The sequence below is a fragment of the Polaribacter litoreus genome (genome assembly GCF_054584775.1).
The window spans coordinates 146,485-163,484 of sequence record NZ_JBTLRD010000006.1 but is presented as its reverse complement, the minus strand read 5'-3'; the positions used below and the strand labels follow the sequence as shown (position 1 = coordinate 163,484).

At 29.8% G+C, this 17,000-nt stretch carries 18 protein-coding genes; 10 read left to right on the top strand and 8 right to left on the bottom strand.

Going from position 1 to position 17,000, the window contains the following annotated elements:
* Positions 1–96 precede the first annotated feature (96 nt).
* Genes ACW9UN_RS07045 through ACW9UN_RS07025 form a run of 5 tightly spaced genes read left to right on the top strand, consistent with a single transcriptional unit; the run spans position 97 to position 4,440 of the window.
* A complete protein-coding gene (locus ACW9UN_RS07045; RefSeq protein ID WP_459485223.1) occupies positions 97–450 on the top strand; it encodes a hypothetical protein in 354 nt (117 codons plus the stop codon).
* Entirely contained in the window at positions 451–1,263 is an 813-nt protein-coding gene (locus ACW9UN_RS07040) for a cell envelope biogenesis protein OmpA (RefSeq protein ID WP_459485220.1), read from the top strand.
* An 18-nt stretch (positions 1,264–1,281) separates the two neighbouring features.
* Positions 1,282–1,767, top strand: coding sequence for a Rab family GTPase (locus ACW9UN_RS07035; RefSeq protein WP_459485218.1), 486 nt, complete (start codon positions 1,282–1,284; stop codon positions 1,765–1,767).
* Between the two features lie 5 nt (positions 1,768–1,772).
* A complete protein-coding gene (locus ACW9UN_RS07030; RefSeq protein ID WP_459485216.1) occupies positions 1,773–3,293 on the top strand; it encodes an ATP-binding response regulator in 1,521 nt (506 codons plus the stop codon).
* 40 nt (positions 3,294–3,333) lie between these two features.
* Positions 3,334–4,440, top strand: coding sequence for an NAD(P)/FAD-dependent oxidoreductase (locus ACW9UN_RS07025; RefSeq protein WP_459485214.1), 1,107 nt, complete (start codon positions 3,334–3,336; stop codon positions 4,438–4,440).
* Here ACW9UN_RS07025 and ACW9UN_RS07020 read toward each other — a convergent pair whose 3' ends face one another.
* From ACW9UN_RS07020 to ruvX, 6 genes are all read right to left on the bottom strand, one after another.
* Positions 4,441–4,737, bottom strand: a complete 297-nt coding sequence (locus ACW9UN_RS07020) for a hypothetical protein (protein ID WP_459485213.1) — start codon at positions 4,735–4,737, stop codon at positions 4,441–4,443.
* A gap of 26 nt (positions 4,738–4,763) precedes the next feature.
* On the bottom strand, positions 4,764–5,255 hold the full coding sequence (locus tag ACW9UN_RS07015; protein WP_459485211.1) for a nuclear transport factor 2 family protein: 492 nt from the start codon (positions 5,253–5,255) through the stop codon (positions 4,764–4,766).
* An 82-nt stretch (positions 5,256–5,337) separates the two neighbouring features.
* Positions 5,338–6,117 (bottom strand): nucleoside triphosphate pyrophosphohydrolase, encoded by a 780-nt coding sequence (gene mazG, locus ACW9UN_RS07010; RefSeq protein WP_459485209.1) that lies wholly within the window; start codon positions 6,115–6,117, stop codon positions 5,338–5,340.
* A gap of 57 nt (positions 6,118–6,174) precedes the next feature.
* The gene (locus ACW9UN_RS07005) at positions 6,175–6,594 is read right to left on the bottom strand and encodes a DUF5606 family protein (protein WP_459485207.1); all 420 of its coding nucleotides are present in this window, start codon (positions 6,592–6,594) and stop codon (positions 6,175–6,177) included.
* 141 nt (positions 6,595–6,735) lie between these two features.
* Positions 6,736–7,326, bottom strand: a complete 591-nt coding sequence (def, locus tag ACW9UN_RS07000) for a peptide deformylase (protein WP_459485205.1) — start codon at positions 7,324–7,326, stop codon at positions 6,736–6,738.
* An 81-nt stretch (positions 7,327–7,407) separates the two neighbouring features.
* Positions 7,408–7,818, bottom strand: coding sequence for a Holliday junction resolvase RuvX (ruvX, locus tag ACW9UN_RS06995; protein WP_459485204.1), 411 nt, complete (start codon positions 7,816–7,818; stop codon positions 7,408–7,410).
* A 184-nt stretch (positions 7,819–8,002) separates the two neighbouring features.
* On the opposite strand from ruvX, the gene ACW9UN_RS06990 reads away from it, so the two are divergent.
* Entirely contained in the window at positions 8,003–8,818 is an 816-nt protein-coding gene (locus ACW9UN_RS06990) for a 2,3,4,5-tetrahydropyridine-2,6-dicarboxylate N-succinyltransferase (RefSeq protein ID WP_459485202.1), read from the top strand.
* Between the two features lie 13 nt (positions 8,819–8,831).
* Positions 8,832–9,587 (top strand): glycosyltransferase family 2 protein, encoded by a 756-nt coding sequence (locus ACW9UN_RS06985; protein WP_459485200.1) that lies wholly within the window; start codon positions 8,832–8,834, stop codon positions 9,585–9,587.
* Positions 9,588–9,713: 126 nt separating this feature from the next.
* Here the strand turns inward: ACW9UN_RS06985 and ACW9UN_RS06980 are convergent, their stop codons facing one another.
* A complete protein-coding gene (locus ACW9UN_RS06980; protein ID WP_459485197.1) occupies positions 9,714–10,520 on the bottom strand; it encodes a glycosyltransferase in 807 nt (268 codons plus the stop codon).
* Between the two features lie 10 nt (positions 10,521–10,530).
* A complete protein-coding gene (locus tag ACW9UN_RS06975; protein WP_459485195.1) occupies positions 10,531–10,686 on the bottom strand; it encodes an alpha-1,2-fucosyltransferase in 156 nt (51 codons plus the stop codon).
* Between the two features lie 105 nt (positions 10,687–10,791).
* Here ACW9UN_RS06975 and ACW9UN_RS06970 point away from each other — a divergent pair, with 105 nt between their 5' ends.
* From ACW9UN_RS06970 to ACW9UN_RS06960, 3 genes are all read left to right on the top strand, one after another.
* Positions 10,792–11,613 (top strand): glycosyltransferase, encoded by an 822-nt coding sequence (locus ACW9UN_RS06970; protein WP_459485193.1) that lies wholly within the window; start codon positions 10,792–10,794, stop codon positions 11,611–11,613.
* 140 nt (positions 11,614–11,753) lie between these two features.
* Positions 11,754–13,175 (top strand): CCA tRNA nucleotidyltransferase, encoded by a 1,422-nt coding sequence (locus ACW9UN_RS06965; RefSeq protein WP_459485191.1) that lies wholly within the window; start codon positions 11,754–11,756, stop codon positions 13,173–13,175.
* Between the two features lie 173 nt (positions 13,176–13,348).
* Positions 13,349–16,801, top strand: a complete 3,453-nt coding sequence (locus tag ACW9UN_RS06960; RefSeq protein WP_459485189.1) for a pyruvate carboxylase — start codon at positions 13,349–13,351, stop codon at positions 16,799–16,801.
* Positions 16,802–17,000 lie beyond the last annotated feature (199 nt).

The following is a 17,000-nucleotide window of genomic DNA, read 5'->3' as shown; positions in this document are numbered from 1 at the left end:
TTTAGTGTATATTTGTCTGTAATGCTACAGTTTAGCGCACTTTATAATATTGAAAAGAATAATTCTAACAAAATATAACCCCGATTAACAACACTCATGGCAAATAATCCAGAAACAAACAAAGAAACAACTGCTAATCAGCCAGTAGATAGCAGAATTGCTGCAGTAAGAGACTTAATTTTTGGAGAAAACATCCAACAATACGACTCTGAATTTGCAGATGTTTATAACAAAATAGAGGCGCTAAAAAATAGCACAAATAAAAATTTATCTGAAGCCGTAACCAATTTAGAAAATAAATTAGCTGATTTAGAAAGTTTGGTAGATCATAAATTTCAAGATTTAAATGATGATTTAGACAAGCGTTTGGCAGATTTAGACGATGAAAAAGCAGACAGAAGAAAACTTGGTAAAGCTTTAGAAAAAATAGCCCTGATGTTGCAGGAATAAATGGAAAACTCGACTGTAGATCATAATATAGACAATCGATTTGAGTTGCTTAAAGAACTTTTGTTAAAAGACGATAGAAAAAATCTGAGCCTTTTAAAACAAGAAATTCTTAAGTATGAAAAGTTTAAGGATGAAGTTTCGCCTTTAATTGACGAGAAAATTGAAGATTTAAAAACTAATTTTCCAGAATATTTTGGTGATACTATAACAAAAACCATTAAAGTTCAAATTAGAGACGCTCAAGATGAGGTTGTAGAAGCGCTTTATCCCATTATAGGTAGATTGATTAAAAAATTTATTGTTGCAGAAATAACAAAACTTACAGAATCTATTAACCAAACCATAAATGAGAAATTTTCTATTTCTCAGATTATTAAACGTCTTTTTAAAGGTAAAAGAACAGATGCAGATGATGTGCTACAAGAAGTTTTTGAACCAGTTATTGAAGAAATTTTTGTAATTGAAAAAGATTCAGGATTGCTAAAAGGTAGTTTTTCTAGAGGTAATATTGCAGATAAAGATATGGTATCTGGTATGTTAACAGCCATTAAATCTTTTGCAGAAGATGCGTTTTCTAAAGAAAATCAAAATTTAGAAGATATTAAGTTTGAAAACTTTCAGCTATCCATTTTAAATTTTAAAACCATTTACATAGCAACAGCAACATCTGGAATTATCAACATCAATTTTAAAGAACAATTGTATGACTACACCAATAATATTGCAGAAAAAGTATTAAAAGATAGAAGTTTTTTGGAAGATGAAGAACGATTAAATACGTTAATCTTTAATACCTTTGTAAAAAAAGAATAGTTGCGTTAATTATATTTTATGATAGCGAAAAAAGTTTTACTAGTAGGTAATTTTGGTGTTGGAAAAACTTCGCTTATTAGAAGGTTTGTGTTAAATGAGTTTTCAGAAGATTACATTAGTACAATAGGAGTTAGAGTTAGTACCAAAATAATAGACCTCAATTCCGAAAAAATTAAATTATTAATTTGGGATGTAGCAGGTACAAATGCAGACGAAAAAGTACCCAAAGCCTATTTTCTAGGAGCCAGTGCAGCAATGTATGTTTTTGATGTAACTAGAGAAGATACCTACGTAAACCTAGAGCAACAGTTAAAAATTGTCAAAGATTTATCTGGTTTAAAAGATATTACCATTGTTGGTAATAAAAAAGATTTATTATCACACACAGAATTACAAGATTTAAAAGAAAAAATTTCTATACCTATCGATCTTATTACAAGTGCTAAAGAAAACGAAAATGTAGAAGATGCTTTTATTATTTTAGCAAAACAATCCTTAAATTAAAACTTGTGATATCTCCAAAAATAGAGAATGTTTTTATAGAACTCCTTGTCAATACAGAAGGAATCATAAACAAAATCGTTGCAGGTAAATTTGCAGTAAAAGAGTTTGTAGTAAATACCAGCATCTTTAATAGTTGTCCATATCTTTTTGGTACTCTAGAGGCATTACCTTATAAAGAAAACTATTTGATTGAGGGGATGATTATCTCCTCTAACAACGAAGAGTATAATGTAGATATGGAGTTGTATCGCAATCAAGAAGCAATTACAATTTTAATTCACAATAGAACCCACATTTATAAAACCATAACAAAACTCAATCAAAATAGAAATGATTTATTTTTTCTAAAAAAAGAAATTGCAGAAAAAAATAAGCAATTAGATGTTTTAAGAAAAGCCTCTGATAAGGCAAACAAAGAAAAATCGAGATTTTTAGCAATGATGAGTCACGAAGTTCGAAACCCTTTAAATACCATTTTAGGATATACAGATTTGGTTTCTAAAGAAGATTTAAATGATAAGGTGAGAGAATACGTGAATTATTTAACACTAGCAGGAAAAAATTTAAAGGTTATTGTTGATGATATTTTAGATTTATCAAGAATAGAAGCAGGTAAGTTAGAGTTAGTAGCCGAAGAAATAAATATCAATGAAATTTTAAAAGGAACATTTTTGAATTATAAAATTCAAAATAAAAATAATTTGGTTGATTTAGAGCTTTCTACATCCAATAAAATACCCAAACTACTTTTAGGAGACGAAGTAAGGCTTACCCAAGTTATTACTAACTTAATGAGTAATGCATTAAAATTTACCCAAAAAGGCAAGGTAACTGTGCACTCAGAAATGCTATCAGAAAACGAAACTACTACCGAAATTAGAATAAATATTAGCGATACAGGTAGAGGAATGACAGATGAACAAACCGTAAAAATATTTGAAGAATATGGCCAAACAGAGTTAAATGACAATCGAATTCATGGTGGTGCAGGTTTAGGACTATCTATTGTAAAGAGATTGGTAAGTGCCATGAATGGCTCTATTTCTGTGCATAGTACCTTGCATAAAGGCACCAAATTTTCGGTAGATATTCCATTTCAAAAAGTAATACAAACCAAAATAAATAAAACACCAGAAAAAACTGTTTTACCAATAAAAACGCTAAAAGGTAAGCGTATTTTATTGGCAGATGACGATTTGTTAAATCAAAAAATTACGGGCTACTTTTTAGAAAAAGAAAATGCCATTTTAACTTTTGTAAAAGATGGGTTAAGTGCATTAAATGCATTGAATAATGATCATTTTGATATTGTTATTTTAGACATTCACATGCCAGAATTAACGGGAGAAGAATTAATTGAAAAGAAATCTAATTTTGTTAAAAATACTACAACTCCTTTTTTAGCTTTAACAGGAAACGCAACTGTAGAGTACAGAAACCAGTATATTAAAATAGGATTTGATGAAGTGATATTTAAACCCTACAGACCAGCCGAATTAATTGATAAAATTGTAAGTTGTTTGTAGTGTTGATGTACCACAAATAATAAAAAATCATTGCAATAAAATGAAAAAATTTGATGTTGTAGTTGTTGGTGGAGGAACAGCAGGAATGATGTTGGCTAGAGAATTAGGCAGGTTAAAACATAATGTATTACTCTTAGATAGAAAAAAAAGTTTGCTAGAGTTTTCTTTTAACACTCTTGGGAGTTTTATAGATTTAGATAAGTTTGGTTTAACAAAAAGCGTTGTAGCTCAGCATATAAATTCTGTTGCTTTGGTATCTAAAAGAGTAAAAAGAAAAATAAAAACCAATTTATATATTCTTGATAAAAAACAGGTACACGCAGAGCTTTTACAAGCTATCGACACGAATTACGTTACTGTAAAAACTGGCATAAATATAAAAACTATTGAAACAGATAGTTTCGGAAATTTTACTGCTGTTATAGATCAAAATAAAGTAAAATATATTGGTAAAATATTTATTGATGCGTCTGGTACAAACGGGGTGTTAAGCAAAAAAGTAGGGCTTATTTCAAAAAAGACAGCGCTAGCTACAGGTGTTGAATACAATGTAAAGTATCTAGGAAAATCAAGTGAAATGCACCTTTTAATTGGTAAAGTTTATCAAGGAGGTTATGGCTGGATTTTTCCTTTAAAAAACCAAAGAGCTATTATTGGTTTTGGTACTTTTGATAACAAAATTGTAAAAGATTTAAAAAACAGGTTACATAAAATTTTAGACTTACCAAATATTAAAAAACTAGTTTTAAAAGACAATGATAAAGTAGAAGGAGGTAGTATTCCTATAACACCAGTTTTAGATCAATTTATTGTAAATAATTTAATTTGTGTGGGAGATTCTGTTTCTCAAGTAAATCCAATTGTAGGCGAAGGATATAAATTTATTTTTGAAGCAGCAATAATGGCTAGTAAAGCCATTGATTTGGCTTTGATAAATGATAATTTAGAGCTATTAAAAAATTACGAAACCGATTGGAAAAACCGTTTTTTAGCCAATTACCAACGTTCTAAAAGAGCTCAAGAACGCTTTTTTAAATATTCTCAAAATAGTTTATTGATGGATTATGTGTTGCTGATTTCTAAACTTTATCCAGATGCAAGAGCAATCCGTTCTTTGTCTGGTGAGTACGGTTTAGAAACGAAATAGTTATTCTATTATTTGGATGCGTAAGCTATGAGTTTTTGTAGTATCCACTTTTACAACTTTAAGAGAAAAGTTTCCTTTTGGATCGAAAATTGGCATTTTAGATTTGGCTTTTTCTTTAACTATTATTCTTTCATATGTTCGTGCATTTTCTTTTTTAAGTTCAAAAATACGATAATCAAACAAGTCAATTTTATTAGGTTTTATTAGTGATAAATCTACCATATCTTTTGCTTTCTTTTGTGAAAAGGAGCTAGTAATGATAAATACAAAAACAAGAAATGCGATATTTTTTTTCATAATAATTTAATGAATTGTTGCTGCCCTTATTCGCTCTTTGGTTGACTTTGCCAAATCACATTTACAATTTTCCATTGATGATCAACTTTTGCCAAATGAAATAAATCTATACCCCATTCAGCTGTTAATTTTGCGGATGCAGTTTTAGAATTTACATCAAAAATTTCAATTTCTTTTGGTGAGGTTTCATCAACTTGGTCATAATCTGAATTCCAACGCGCGGCTAAACGAACCAATTGTTGGTGTGTCATTTCTAGGTTGTTTACGTATTGTTTTTTATCAGGATTGTACCAATAACCTACTTTTCTAAGTGTGGTATCTACACTTTTGATAATTTTTGTAGAATCTACCAAATATAAAGCGTCAACATAATCTAAAATAGCATTTTTTACATTTTTATAGTCTTCTGGATTGTAGTGTTTTTTAGAACTATCTTCTTTTTGTGTTGTTGAAATACAAGAGGAGGCAGTTAAAGAAATCGCAATTATAAGTAAAGATACTAGCCATTGCCTTTTCATATTAGGTTGATTTATAATTTCTTGTCTAAAGATAGTAGAATTTATAAAATTTAAAACTTAGATATAAACCTTTAACGTTTTATTATGAAAAGTACTTTTTGCTCTCATTCCAATAAACATCCATTTCATCTAGTGACATATCAGACAATTGTTTGCCTTCTTTTTTAGCGGCTTTTTCTAAAAATTGAAAACGATTGATAAACTTTTTGTTCGTTTTTTCTAAAGCATTTTCAGGATTTACGCCAATAAAACGCGCATAATTTATCATAGAAAACAACACGTCTCCAAATTCTTTTTCAATGTTTTCTTGATGTTTAGCTTTAATTTCATCATTTAATTCGGTAAGCTCTTCTTGTACTTTTTCCCAAACTTGTTCGGGTTTTTCCCAATCAAAACCAACACCTGCAACTTTTTCTTGAATTCTACTAGCTTTAACTACAGCAGGCAAGCTTTTAGGAACACCTTCTAAAACCGATGTTTTGCCTTCTTTTAGTTTTAGTTGTTCCCAATTGCGTTTTACATCGTTTTCATTATCAACCTTAACATCACCATAAATATGAGGATGTCTATCAATTAATTTATCACAAATACTATTGGCAACATCAGCAATGTCAAAAGCGTTTTTTTCACTTCCAATTTTTGCATAAAAAACAATGTGTAACAACACATCACCCAGTTCTTTTTTAATTTCAGGCAAGTCGTTATCTAAAATAGCGTCTGCTAATTCGTAGGTTTCTTCAATCGTTAAATGCCGTAAACTCTCTAAGGTTTGCTTTTTATCCCAAGGACATTTTTCGCGCAAATCGTCCATAATATCCAATAAACGATTAAATGCAGCTAATTGTTTTTTCCTTGAGTTCATTTTTTAGTTTTAACTACTGACTACTGACTACTGACTACTGACTACTGACTACTGACTCTATTCCTCAATATTTTCTTCAGCAATTGATTCCGTATTAGAAAAATCAAAACCAGTTTCTATTAATAAATTAAACCACTGAATTACTTTTTTAATATTAGAGGTGTACACTCTTTCATCATCATAATTTGGTAAAACTTCTGCAAAAAATGAAGCTAATTTTTCACCACTTTCTTTGTGAGAGATTGCTTTTGCACCATTTGTTTTTTCAGACATTGCTTTAAATACCTCTAATAAAGGCATGTCTTCTTCATACGTGTAGATGGCAATGTTTTCTAGTAAACTAACATTTTGAGTAGAGTTTACAGCTATCCTTTTTTTATCGACTAAAGATTCAACAATAATTGCATTTTTAGATTGAGATACTACTTGAAACAATCCTGGTTTTCCAGAAACCGATATAATTTTACTAAATTCCATTTGTATATTTTTTATAAAAGTTATTTAAATTTTCATGTCATTTTAAGCGAAACTAAGCGAAGACGAAAAATCTAATTGATACTAAAATTAGATTTCTCCACACAAGGTTCAAATGACACAAAAATATTCTAAATAAATTAATTATTTTTTCTTTTTTAAATTAGGGAAACGCATTCTATAATCTGCTCTAACTTTGCCTTTAGAAATATTTTCTAATTTCTTTTTGATTAATCTTTTTTTAAGTGATGATAATTTGTCTGTAAATAAAATACCTTCTATATGATCATATTCGTGTTGAAAAACTCTTGCAGCTAAACCTTCTAAAACTTCGGTATGCGTATTAAAATCTTCATCTTGATATTCTATTGTTATTTTTGGTTGACGATATACATCTTGACGAACATCAGGAATACTTAAACAACCTTCATTAAAAGCCCATTCATCACCCTCTTCTTTAATAATTTGTGCATTTATAAAAACTCTGTTAAATGTTTTTAAGGTTATTCTATCGCTTTCATCTAAATCTTCATCTTCTGCAAAAGGTGATGCGTCAATAACAAACAAACGAATAGCTTTACCAATTTGTGGAGCTGCTAAACCAACGCCAGAAGCATTGTACATGGTTTCTTTCATATTGGCAATTAAGCTTGCCAAGTTTGGATAATCTGCATCAATTTCTACACACTGTTTGCGTAAAACAGGATCTCCGTAAGCTACAATTGGTAAAATCATTTTTGTTTGTTTATCGGTTACAAAAGTACAATTTCAAAATCCGAACTCCCAAATTTTGAATTCATAATTTAAAATTAATCTTTATTGATTGTACAGATAAGATTGTAAAATAATAGTTGCACTTATTTCGTCAACAAGCGCTTTGTTTCTACGTTTACTCTTTTTTAATCCGCCATCTATCATGGTTTGAAAAGCCATTTTAGATGTAAAACGTTCATCAACTCTTTGGGTAGGAATATTCGGAATTTCTTTAGATAGTTTTTCTAAAAAAGGAACAATTAAGGTTTCACTTTCACTATCAGTATTATTCATTTGTTTTGGTTTTCCTATTAAAAAGAGTTCTACATTTTCTTTAGAAATATATTCTTTTAAAAATGGAATGAGTTCTTTTGTAGGCACAGTTGTTAAACCAGAAGCTATAATTTTTAATTCGTCTGTAATTGCTATGCCAGTTCTAACTTTTCCAAAATCTATGGCTAAAATTCTTCCCAAATTATATACTTTTTTTGCAAAAATAGAGTTAATTTTTAATATGGTAAGGCTAAGTTTTGTTTTAGTTTAAGATTAAAAAAAACTTTTTTAGATTTTACACAAGGATGGGTAATCTGTTTAAAAAACGTATATTCGCTTTGGTTTTTAGCAATCAAATTATATTTGCAAAAATTAATTTATTAAGATGGAAAATATTAGAAAAATTATAGAATCTGCTTGGGAAAATCGTGAATTGTTACAAGAAGATAACACGATTAATACCATAAGAAAAGTTGTTGATTTATTAGATAAAGGAGAATTAAGGGTTGCAGAACCAGTAGAAGGTGGTTGGCAAGTAAACGAATGGGTAAAAAAAGCTGTGGTTTTGTATTTCCCAATTCAAAAAATGGAAACCTTAGAAGCTGGTATTTTTGAATATCATGATAAAATACCTTTAAAGAAAAACTTTGCAGAAAGAGGCATTAGAGTGGTGCCAAATGCAGTGGCAAGACATGGAGCGTACATTTCTCCAGGTACAATTTTAATGCCTAGTTACGTAAATATTGGTGCGCATGTAGACGAAGGTACAATGGTTGATACTTGGGCTACAGTGGGGTCTTGTGCGCAAATTGGTAAAAATGTACATTTATCTGGTGGTGTTGGTATTGGTGGTGTTTTAGAACCATTACAAGCTGCACCTGTAATTATAGAAGATGGCGCTTTTATTGGTTCTAGATGTATTGTTGTAGAAGGTGTTAGAGTAGAAAAAGAAGCGGTTTTAGGGGCTAATGTAGTGCTAACAATGAGTACTAAAATTATAGATGTTACTGGTGATGAACCTGTGGAAACAAAAGGAGTTGTACCAGCAAGATCTGTTGTAATTCCTGGTAGCTACACCAAAAAATTTGCTGCAGGAGAATACAATGTACCATGTGCATTAATAATTGGAAAAAGAAAAGAAAGTACCAACAAAAAAACCTCTTTAAATGATGCGCTACGAGAGTATGATGTTGCTGTTTAAAGATTAAAATTCTATGACTAAGATTACTGCTATTATTCCTACTTTAAATGAAGAAATTCATATAGAAGCAGCTATAAAATCTGTAAATTTTGCAGATGAAATTATTGTAATAGATTCATATAGTACAGATAAAACCGTAGTTTTAGCTGAAAAACATAATGTAAAAATCATCAAACGAAAGTTTGATGATTTTTCTTCTCAAAAAAACTTTGCTATAGACCAAGCAAAACATCCTTGGATTTATATTTTAGATGCTGATGAAAGAGTTACTCCAGAAGTAGAAAAAGAAATTTTAAAAGCGGTGCAAAAACCCAAAGGTAAAGTTGGTTTTTATGTTAGAAGAAGCTTTTATTTTGCTGGAAAAAAAATTAAGTATTCTGGTTGGCAAAGAGATAAAGTAGTGCGTTTGTTTTTAAAAGCGCATTGCAGGTATCGTGGTATTGTTCATGAAACGATAAAAGCGAATGGAGAATTAGGTTTTTTTAATAATAAAATAGACCATTTTGGCTATAGAAACTATAATCATTTTATCGATAAAATTAATCATTATGCTTTTTTAAAATCGATTGATTTACACAAACAAGGTAAAAGAGCTGGTTTATATCATATTCTTGTAAAACCACCAGCTAGGTTTTTTATTCACTATTTTATTAGACTTGGTTTTTTAGACGGTTTTGCAGGTATTATTTTGGCAAAAACACTTGCCTATTCTGTAAGAACGAGATATGTAAAATTGTGGTTGCTAAACCAAGGGATTAAAGAAAATTAACTTTTAGTAGCTCTTACTAAAATTTTTATCATTTCTATTAATGTAAAGTTTGTTTTTGTTTTAAAACACTTATGGCGTATACTAAATTGTATTGTTGTTTGCAGGGATTAAAAAATTAAGACTTTTTTATTTTTTGATAATTCCGTTTTCAGCCCACTTGATATTTTCTCTTTTAACTCTTTGGCGAATTTTTCTATTTTTTTCCCAAGTTTCTTTACCATCATAACCTCGTTTATGATCTAAGTGTACACAAATTGCTTGATGACGAATTTGTTTTCCAGTTATTCCGTTGTTCATCATTCTTTCACCCATTTCACGATCTAAACCACCATAAGCCATATCTTCGTTAAACCCATTAACATCTACAATATGTTGTTTAAAGGTTGAGCTATTCGCTCCATTCCAAGTGGCTTTTGTAGGTGTAATCGTGTCCATAAATTTGGCCCAAAAACCTTTTGCTCTAAGTTTAATTGATTTGAATGATTTTGTTTGTCCATGTTTTACAAGCCATTCGTAATTAAACGCATTTTGATTGTTGATATCTTCTTGCTTAATTTTTAAACTAACAGGCATAGTTAGTTTATAATAACCCGCTGATAAAAAAACATTTTTCTTAGCGTATTTTCTATGGGTTTCAATAAAATCTTCACGAGGTAAGCAATCATGATCAGTAAAAATTAAATAATCACATTTAGTTTGTTTAATAGCATCGTTAAGAATTTTGGTTTTTCTAAATCCTAAATCTTCGTGCCAAACATGTTCAATTTTTAATTGAGTAGCGTATTTTTCAATCAAATTCTTTGTCTCCACTTTAGAGCCATCATCAGCTATAATCAAAGTAAAATCAGAATCTTTTTGAGCTAAATATCCCCAAAATATTTTTTCTAACCAAGCTGGATGGTTGTATGTAGTTATAACAACACCTATGTTCATTGTCGTAATTTTAAAGTTTTATCCAATCATCGCAAATAATATTTGTTTTTTTTGAAACATACCATTGCTTTGGTGAGATTACTATTTTTTCTTTGTTTTTATTCAGCCAAGCACCCCACCAAGAAAAACTGCTGTTAGCGGTAATGTTATTTTTACACAAGCTCATTAAATAGCTTTTAAATTCAATTGAAATAATATTAATTTTGTATTTGGTAAAAATAAATCATTTTGTTTTAATTTAGCAGATTACTGAGTTATTTGAATAAATTTTATGAAATTAAAAGAACTTCCATTTTCAATCTATCATACATTAAGACTTTTTGTGATTTCAAAAAAAACAATAGAAAAAGATTATAATAATATTATACCAGTTATTGTTTCATTAACATCTATCCCTTCAAGATTAAAAACATTACACATTACTGTAAAAAGTATTTTATTACAAGAGTCAAAACCAGAAAAAATAATTTTATGGTTAAATGAGTCCTTGAAAGATTCAATACCTAAATCACTTAAAAATTTGGAAGGAGATTTTTTTTGTATTAGATATGAAGATTTAACATGTTCACATAGAAAGTTGATTTATTCAATGAATAGATACCCAAATAAAACAATTGTAACCTGTGATGATGATGTTATTTATAATAGTAAAATGTTAAAAAAAATTTATGAAGAACATTTAAAACATCCCAAAAAAATAATAGCAAACGTGACAAGATATATTAAGTATTCCGAAAATGGCGAACTGATGCCCTATAAAGAATGGACATATACTAATTTTGTTTCTATAGATGATAATCATATCCTACCAATAGGTTCTGCCGGTGTTTTGTATCCTAAAAATTCATTAGACAAAAGGTTTAATAATTCGAAATTATTTTTAGAATTAGCTCCAAAGGCTGACGATTTGTGGTTTAAAATGATGTCTTTGTTAAATAATACAACATCTCATCAATCTAGTAATAAAGTAAAAGGACCAATACCAATTATTGGTACTCAACGTATTTCTTTAAAAAAGGAAAATGTAGATTTAGATAAAAACAGAGTTCAATGGGAAAAATTGACAGATTATTTTAAAGTTTCAATGGTTTAGATTTGAAATATTCGTTTAAATAATGTATTATATAAAACCAATTTTGAAAGGCGTTGATTATATAGTAGATTTGCAACAAAACAAAACTTTTAATTATATTTTTAATGTTAGTATTTAGGTTTTTTAGAGAGTAAAAATTTATGTCAAAGCAATTCTTCAAAGAAGCAATTTCATCAGAAATATTTAGCGTAATTTCTAAAGCATCAAAAGAAATCAATGTAGATTCTTACGTGATTGGCGGTTTTGTGCGCGATTTTTTTCTGAAAAGAGGTACAGCAAAAGATATAGATGTAGTTGCTGTAGGTAGTGGAATCGATTTGGCATTACAAGTGTCTAAATTATTACCCAATAAACCCAAAGTTCAGGTTTTTAAAACCTATGGCACAGCAATGTTGCGTTTTAAAGATGTAGAAATTGAGTTTGTTGGTGCAAGAAAAGAATCGTACACAGAAGAAAGTAGAAATCCTGAAGTTACAGCAGGGACTTTAAAAGACGATCAAAATAGAAGAGATTTTACCATAAATGCATTAGCTTTAAGTTTAAATGAAGATAATTTTGGCGAACTTTTAGATCCTTTTAACGGAATAGAAGATTTACAAAATAAGGTAATTAAAACACCTTTAGATCCTGATATTACCTATTCTGATGATCCTTTACGTATGATGCGTGCCATCCGTTTTGCAACACAATTAAATTTTAAAATAGAAGAAGCATCGCTTTCTGCTATTGGGAAAAATTCGGATAGACTTAAAATTATTACAAGAGAAAGAATTGTAGATGAATTGAACAAAATCTTATCATCGCCAAAACCTTCTATCGGATTTTTATTGTTAGAAAAAACAAAATTATTGCCGCAAATTTTACCAGAATTGATAGCTTTAAAAGGAGTAGAAGAAGTAGAAGGGCAGAAGCATAAAGATAATTTTTACCATACTTTCGAAGTTGTAGATAATATTGCAAAACATACAGACGATGTTTGGTTAAGATGGGCTGCATTATTGCACGATATTGGAAAAGCACCTACAAAAAGATTTTCTAAAAAAGTAGGGTGGACTTTCCATTCGCACGAATTTGTGGGTTCTAAAATGGTGTATAAAATCTTTAAAAGATTAAAAATGCCATTGAATAACAAGATGAAATTTGTGCAAAAAATGGTGTTATTAAGTTCTAGACCTATTGTGTTAGCTTCGGATGTAAATGATTCTGCTGTAAGACGTTTGGTTTTTGATGCTGGTGATGATATTAATGCATTAATGACATTGTGCGAGGCAGATATTACCACTAAAAATCCAAGAAAATTTAAACGTTATCATCAAAATTTCGATTTAGTTAGAAAAAAAATAAAAGAAGTAGAAGAACGAGATCGTGTTCGTAATTTTCAGCCACCTGTTACTGGCGAAGAAATTATGGAAGCTTTTAATTTAAAACCTTGTAGAGAAATTGGTCAAATTAAAGAAGCCATTAAAGAAGCAATTTTAGATGGTAAAATACCTAACGAACACCAAGCTTCTTATGACTTTATGCTTGAAAAAGGGAAATCTTTAGGGTTGAAACAAGCCTGATGCTTAATTTTATTGAATTTTATTCAACTTAATTTAATTTCTTTAAGGTAAATTTACCCAACCGCTTATTTTTTGTAATAAATTATCGGTAATTTATTAAAATTGTTCATTTATTTTCATTTTTAGATTGATGTATTGTATCTTTAAAGCATCACATCAATCAATCAAAAAAAATGAAAATCAAAAAAGTTTTAGTTGCCAATAGAGGCGAAATTGCCATAAGAATCTTTAGAGCTTGTACAGAAATAAATGTAAAAACGGTAGGTATTTATACTTACGAAGATCGGTATTCTTTACATAGGTATAAATCTGATGAATCCTATCAAATTGGCGAAGACAGTCAGCCATTAAAACCTTATTTAGATATAGATGCTATTATAAAAATAGCCAAAGAAAATAATGTAGATGCCATTCATCCAGGATATGGTTTTCTGTCAGAAAATGCCAATTTTGCACAAAAATGTGAAGAAAATAATATCATTTTTATAGGACCCAAAGTGTCTGTTTTAAAAGCATTAGGAGATAAAATCACAGCAAAAACGGTAGCAATACACAATAATATACCTATTATTCAAAGCAATAAAAACGATTTAAATAGTTTAGAAATTGCTTTAGAAGAAGCGCAAGAAATTGGTTATCCTGTTATGCTAAAAGCGGCTTCTGGTGGTGGAGGTCGAGGAATGCGCGTAATTCGTGAAGAAAGTGAGCTTAAAAAAGCGTATGGAGAAAGTAAAAGAGAAGCCTTAAATGCTTTTGGTGATGATACTGTTTTTTTAGAAAAATTTGTCGAAAATCCAAAACACATCGAAATTCAAATTGTTGCCGATAATTATGGAAATACTGTGCATTTGTTTGAAAGAGATTGCTCTGTGCAAAGACGTTATCAAAAAGTAATTGAATTTGCACCTTCTTATGGATTACCACAAGAAACTAAAGATGCACTGTATAATTATGCTATTAAAATTTGTAAAGCTGTAAATTATAACAATATAGGTACTGTAGAGTTTTTGGTTGATAGTGATGGTGCTATTTATTTTATAGAAGTAAATCCAAGAATACAAGTAGAACATACTGTAACAGAAGTTGTTACTAATATAGATTTGGTAAAAACACAATTATTTATTGCAGGTGGTTACAAATTAACAGACCAACAAATAAAAATTAACAGCCAAGAAGCTATTTCAATTAATGGCTATGCATTACAATGTAGAATTACTACAGAAGATCCACAAAACGATTTTAAACCAGATTTTGGTGCAATAACAACGTACAGAAGTGCCTCTGGCTTCGGAATTCGTTTAGATGCAGGTAGTATTTATCAAGGGGTAAAAATATCTCCTTTTTTCGATTCAATGCTGGTTAAAGTTACTGCACATGGCAGAACTTTAGATGGTGCTGCGCGAAAAATTAGAAGAGCTCTAAGCGAGTTTAGAATTAGAGGTGTAAAAACAAATATGCCTTTTTTAGATAACATTCTGCAACACGAATCTTTTAGAAAGGGTGAAATTACGGTAAATTTTATAAAATCGACACCTAGTTTATTCAACTTTAAAGCACCCAGAAATAGAGCCAATAAAATAATTACCTATTTGGGTGATATTACTATTAATGGAAATAAAGATGTAAAGAAAATTGATGTTTCTAAAACATTTATAAAACCAAAAGTTCCTGCTTTTGATATTCATGCCAATTACCCAAAAGGTACTAAAGATTTATTAACAGAATTAGGCGCAGAAGGTTTCTCAGAATGGTTGAAAAATGAAAAGAAAATTCATTTTACAGATACCACAATGCGAGATGCACATCAAAGTCTATTGGCTACCAGAATGCGAACCTTTGATATGTTAAAAGTGGCAGAAGGCTATGCAAAAAATCATCCTAATATTTTTAGTATGGAAGTTTGGGGAGGTGCAACTTTTGATGTTTGTTTACGTTTTTTACAAGAAAATCCTTGGGAAAGGTTACGTTTACTCAGAGCAAAAATGCCAAATGTATTATTACAGATGTTAATTAGAGGTTCAAATGGAGTAGGGTATACAGCGTATCCAGATAATTTAATTGGCAAATTTGTAGAACAATCTTGGGAAAATGGAGTAGATTTATTTAGAATTTTTGATTCCTTAAACTGGATGCAATCAATTGCACCATGTATAGCGCATGTAAGAACAAAAACCAAAGGTTTAGCAGAAGGTGCAATTTGTTATACAGGTGATATTTTAGATGTAAACAATACCAAATACAACTTAAAATATTACCTACAATTAGCAAAAGAAATAGAAAATGCTGGTGCGCACATTTTAGCCATTAAAGATATGGCAGGTTTACTAAAACCTTATGCAGCCTCAGAATTGGTAACTGCATTAAAATCCGAATTAAATATTCCTATTCATTTACACACACATGATACTTCGTCTATACAATCTGCAACGTATTTAAAAGCAATTGAAGCAGGGGTAGATGTTGTTGATGTTGCTTTGAGTGGTTTGTCAGGATTAACATCACAACCGAATTTTAATTCAATTGTAGAAATGTTAAAATACCATGAAAGAGAAAATTCGATGGATATTACTTCGCTAAACGAATATTCTAATTATTGGGAAACTGTAAGAGAATATTATTATCCTTTTGAATCTGGTTTAAAATCAGGCTCTGGAGAGGTGTTTAAACATGAAATTCCTGGAGGTCAATACTCAAATTTAAAGCCTCAAGCACAGGCACTTGGTTTAGAAAGTCGTTTTCATGAAATCACAAAAATGTATGGAGAAGTGAATACATTGTTTGGTAATATTACAAAAGTAACGCCAAGTTCTAAGGTAGTGGGAGATATGGCACAGTATTTAGTGAGTAATAATTTAACCGTAAACGATGTATTGGAAAGAGGAGAAACCATTTCGTTTCCACAATCAGTGGTAAGTCTTTTTAAAGGAGATTTAGGGCAACCCGTAGGTGGTTTTCCAGAGAAATTACAGCAAATAATTTTAAAAGATCAAAAACCGTATACAGAAAGACCCAACGCACATTTGTCTCCAATAGATTTTGAAACTGAATATGCAGAATTTAAAAAAATCTTTGAAAATGATTTGAGTAGAAAAATAGATTTCACAGATTTCTTGTCGTATAAATTATATCCTAAAGTGTTTACAGAGGCTTACAACAAGCATTTAAAATATGACAACTTAACCAATCTGCCTACCAAAAACTTTTTTTATGGTATGCAAATAGGAGAAGAAATTACCGTTGAAATAGATAAAGGTAAAACCTTACTGGTTACCTTAGATTCAATAGGAAAACCAGATTCAGAAGGTTTGGTTACCATTTACTTTAAGGTAAACGGACAAGGTAGAACTGTTAGAATAAAAGACGAATCTATAAAAGTGAATATTATTGAAAATGTGAAGGCGAATAAGGCAGATGATAAACAAATAGGTGCTCCGTTACAAGGATTATTATCAACAATTATGGTAAGAAAAGGGGATAAAATCAAAAAAAACCAGCCCTTATTTATTATTGAAGCTATGAAAATGGAAACAACCATCACCGCTAATATTGATGGAACTGTTCAAAATATAATTTTAAAAGAAGGTACAATTGTAAATTCTGATGATTTAATTATGGAGTTCAAATAATTAAAAAAGATGGTAATTTGGTCTTTGATTTTAAACCTTAGAAATATTACTTTTTGTAATAAAAAAAGTTTTGTAAATCATTAGTAACCAAGTAATAAAAAAGACTAGAACTCCAAGATGTAATTTGTCCAGTACAAAATTCGATATGACTACTGGGCATAATATATCAATAGGAAAAACTTCGAGTAGAAAGAAATTT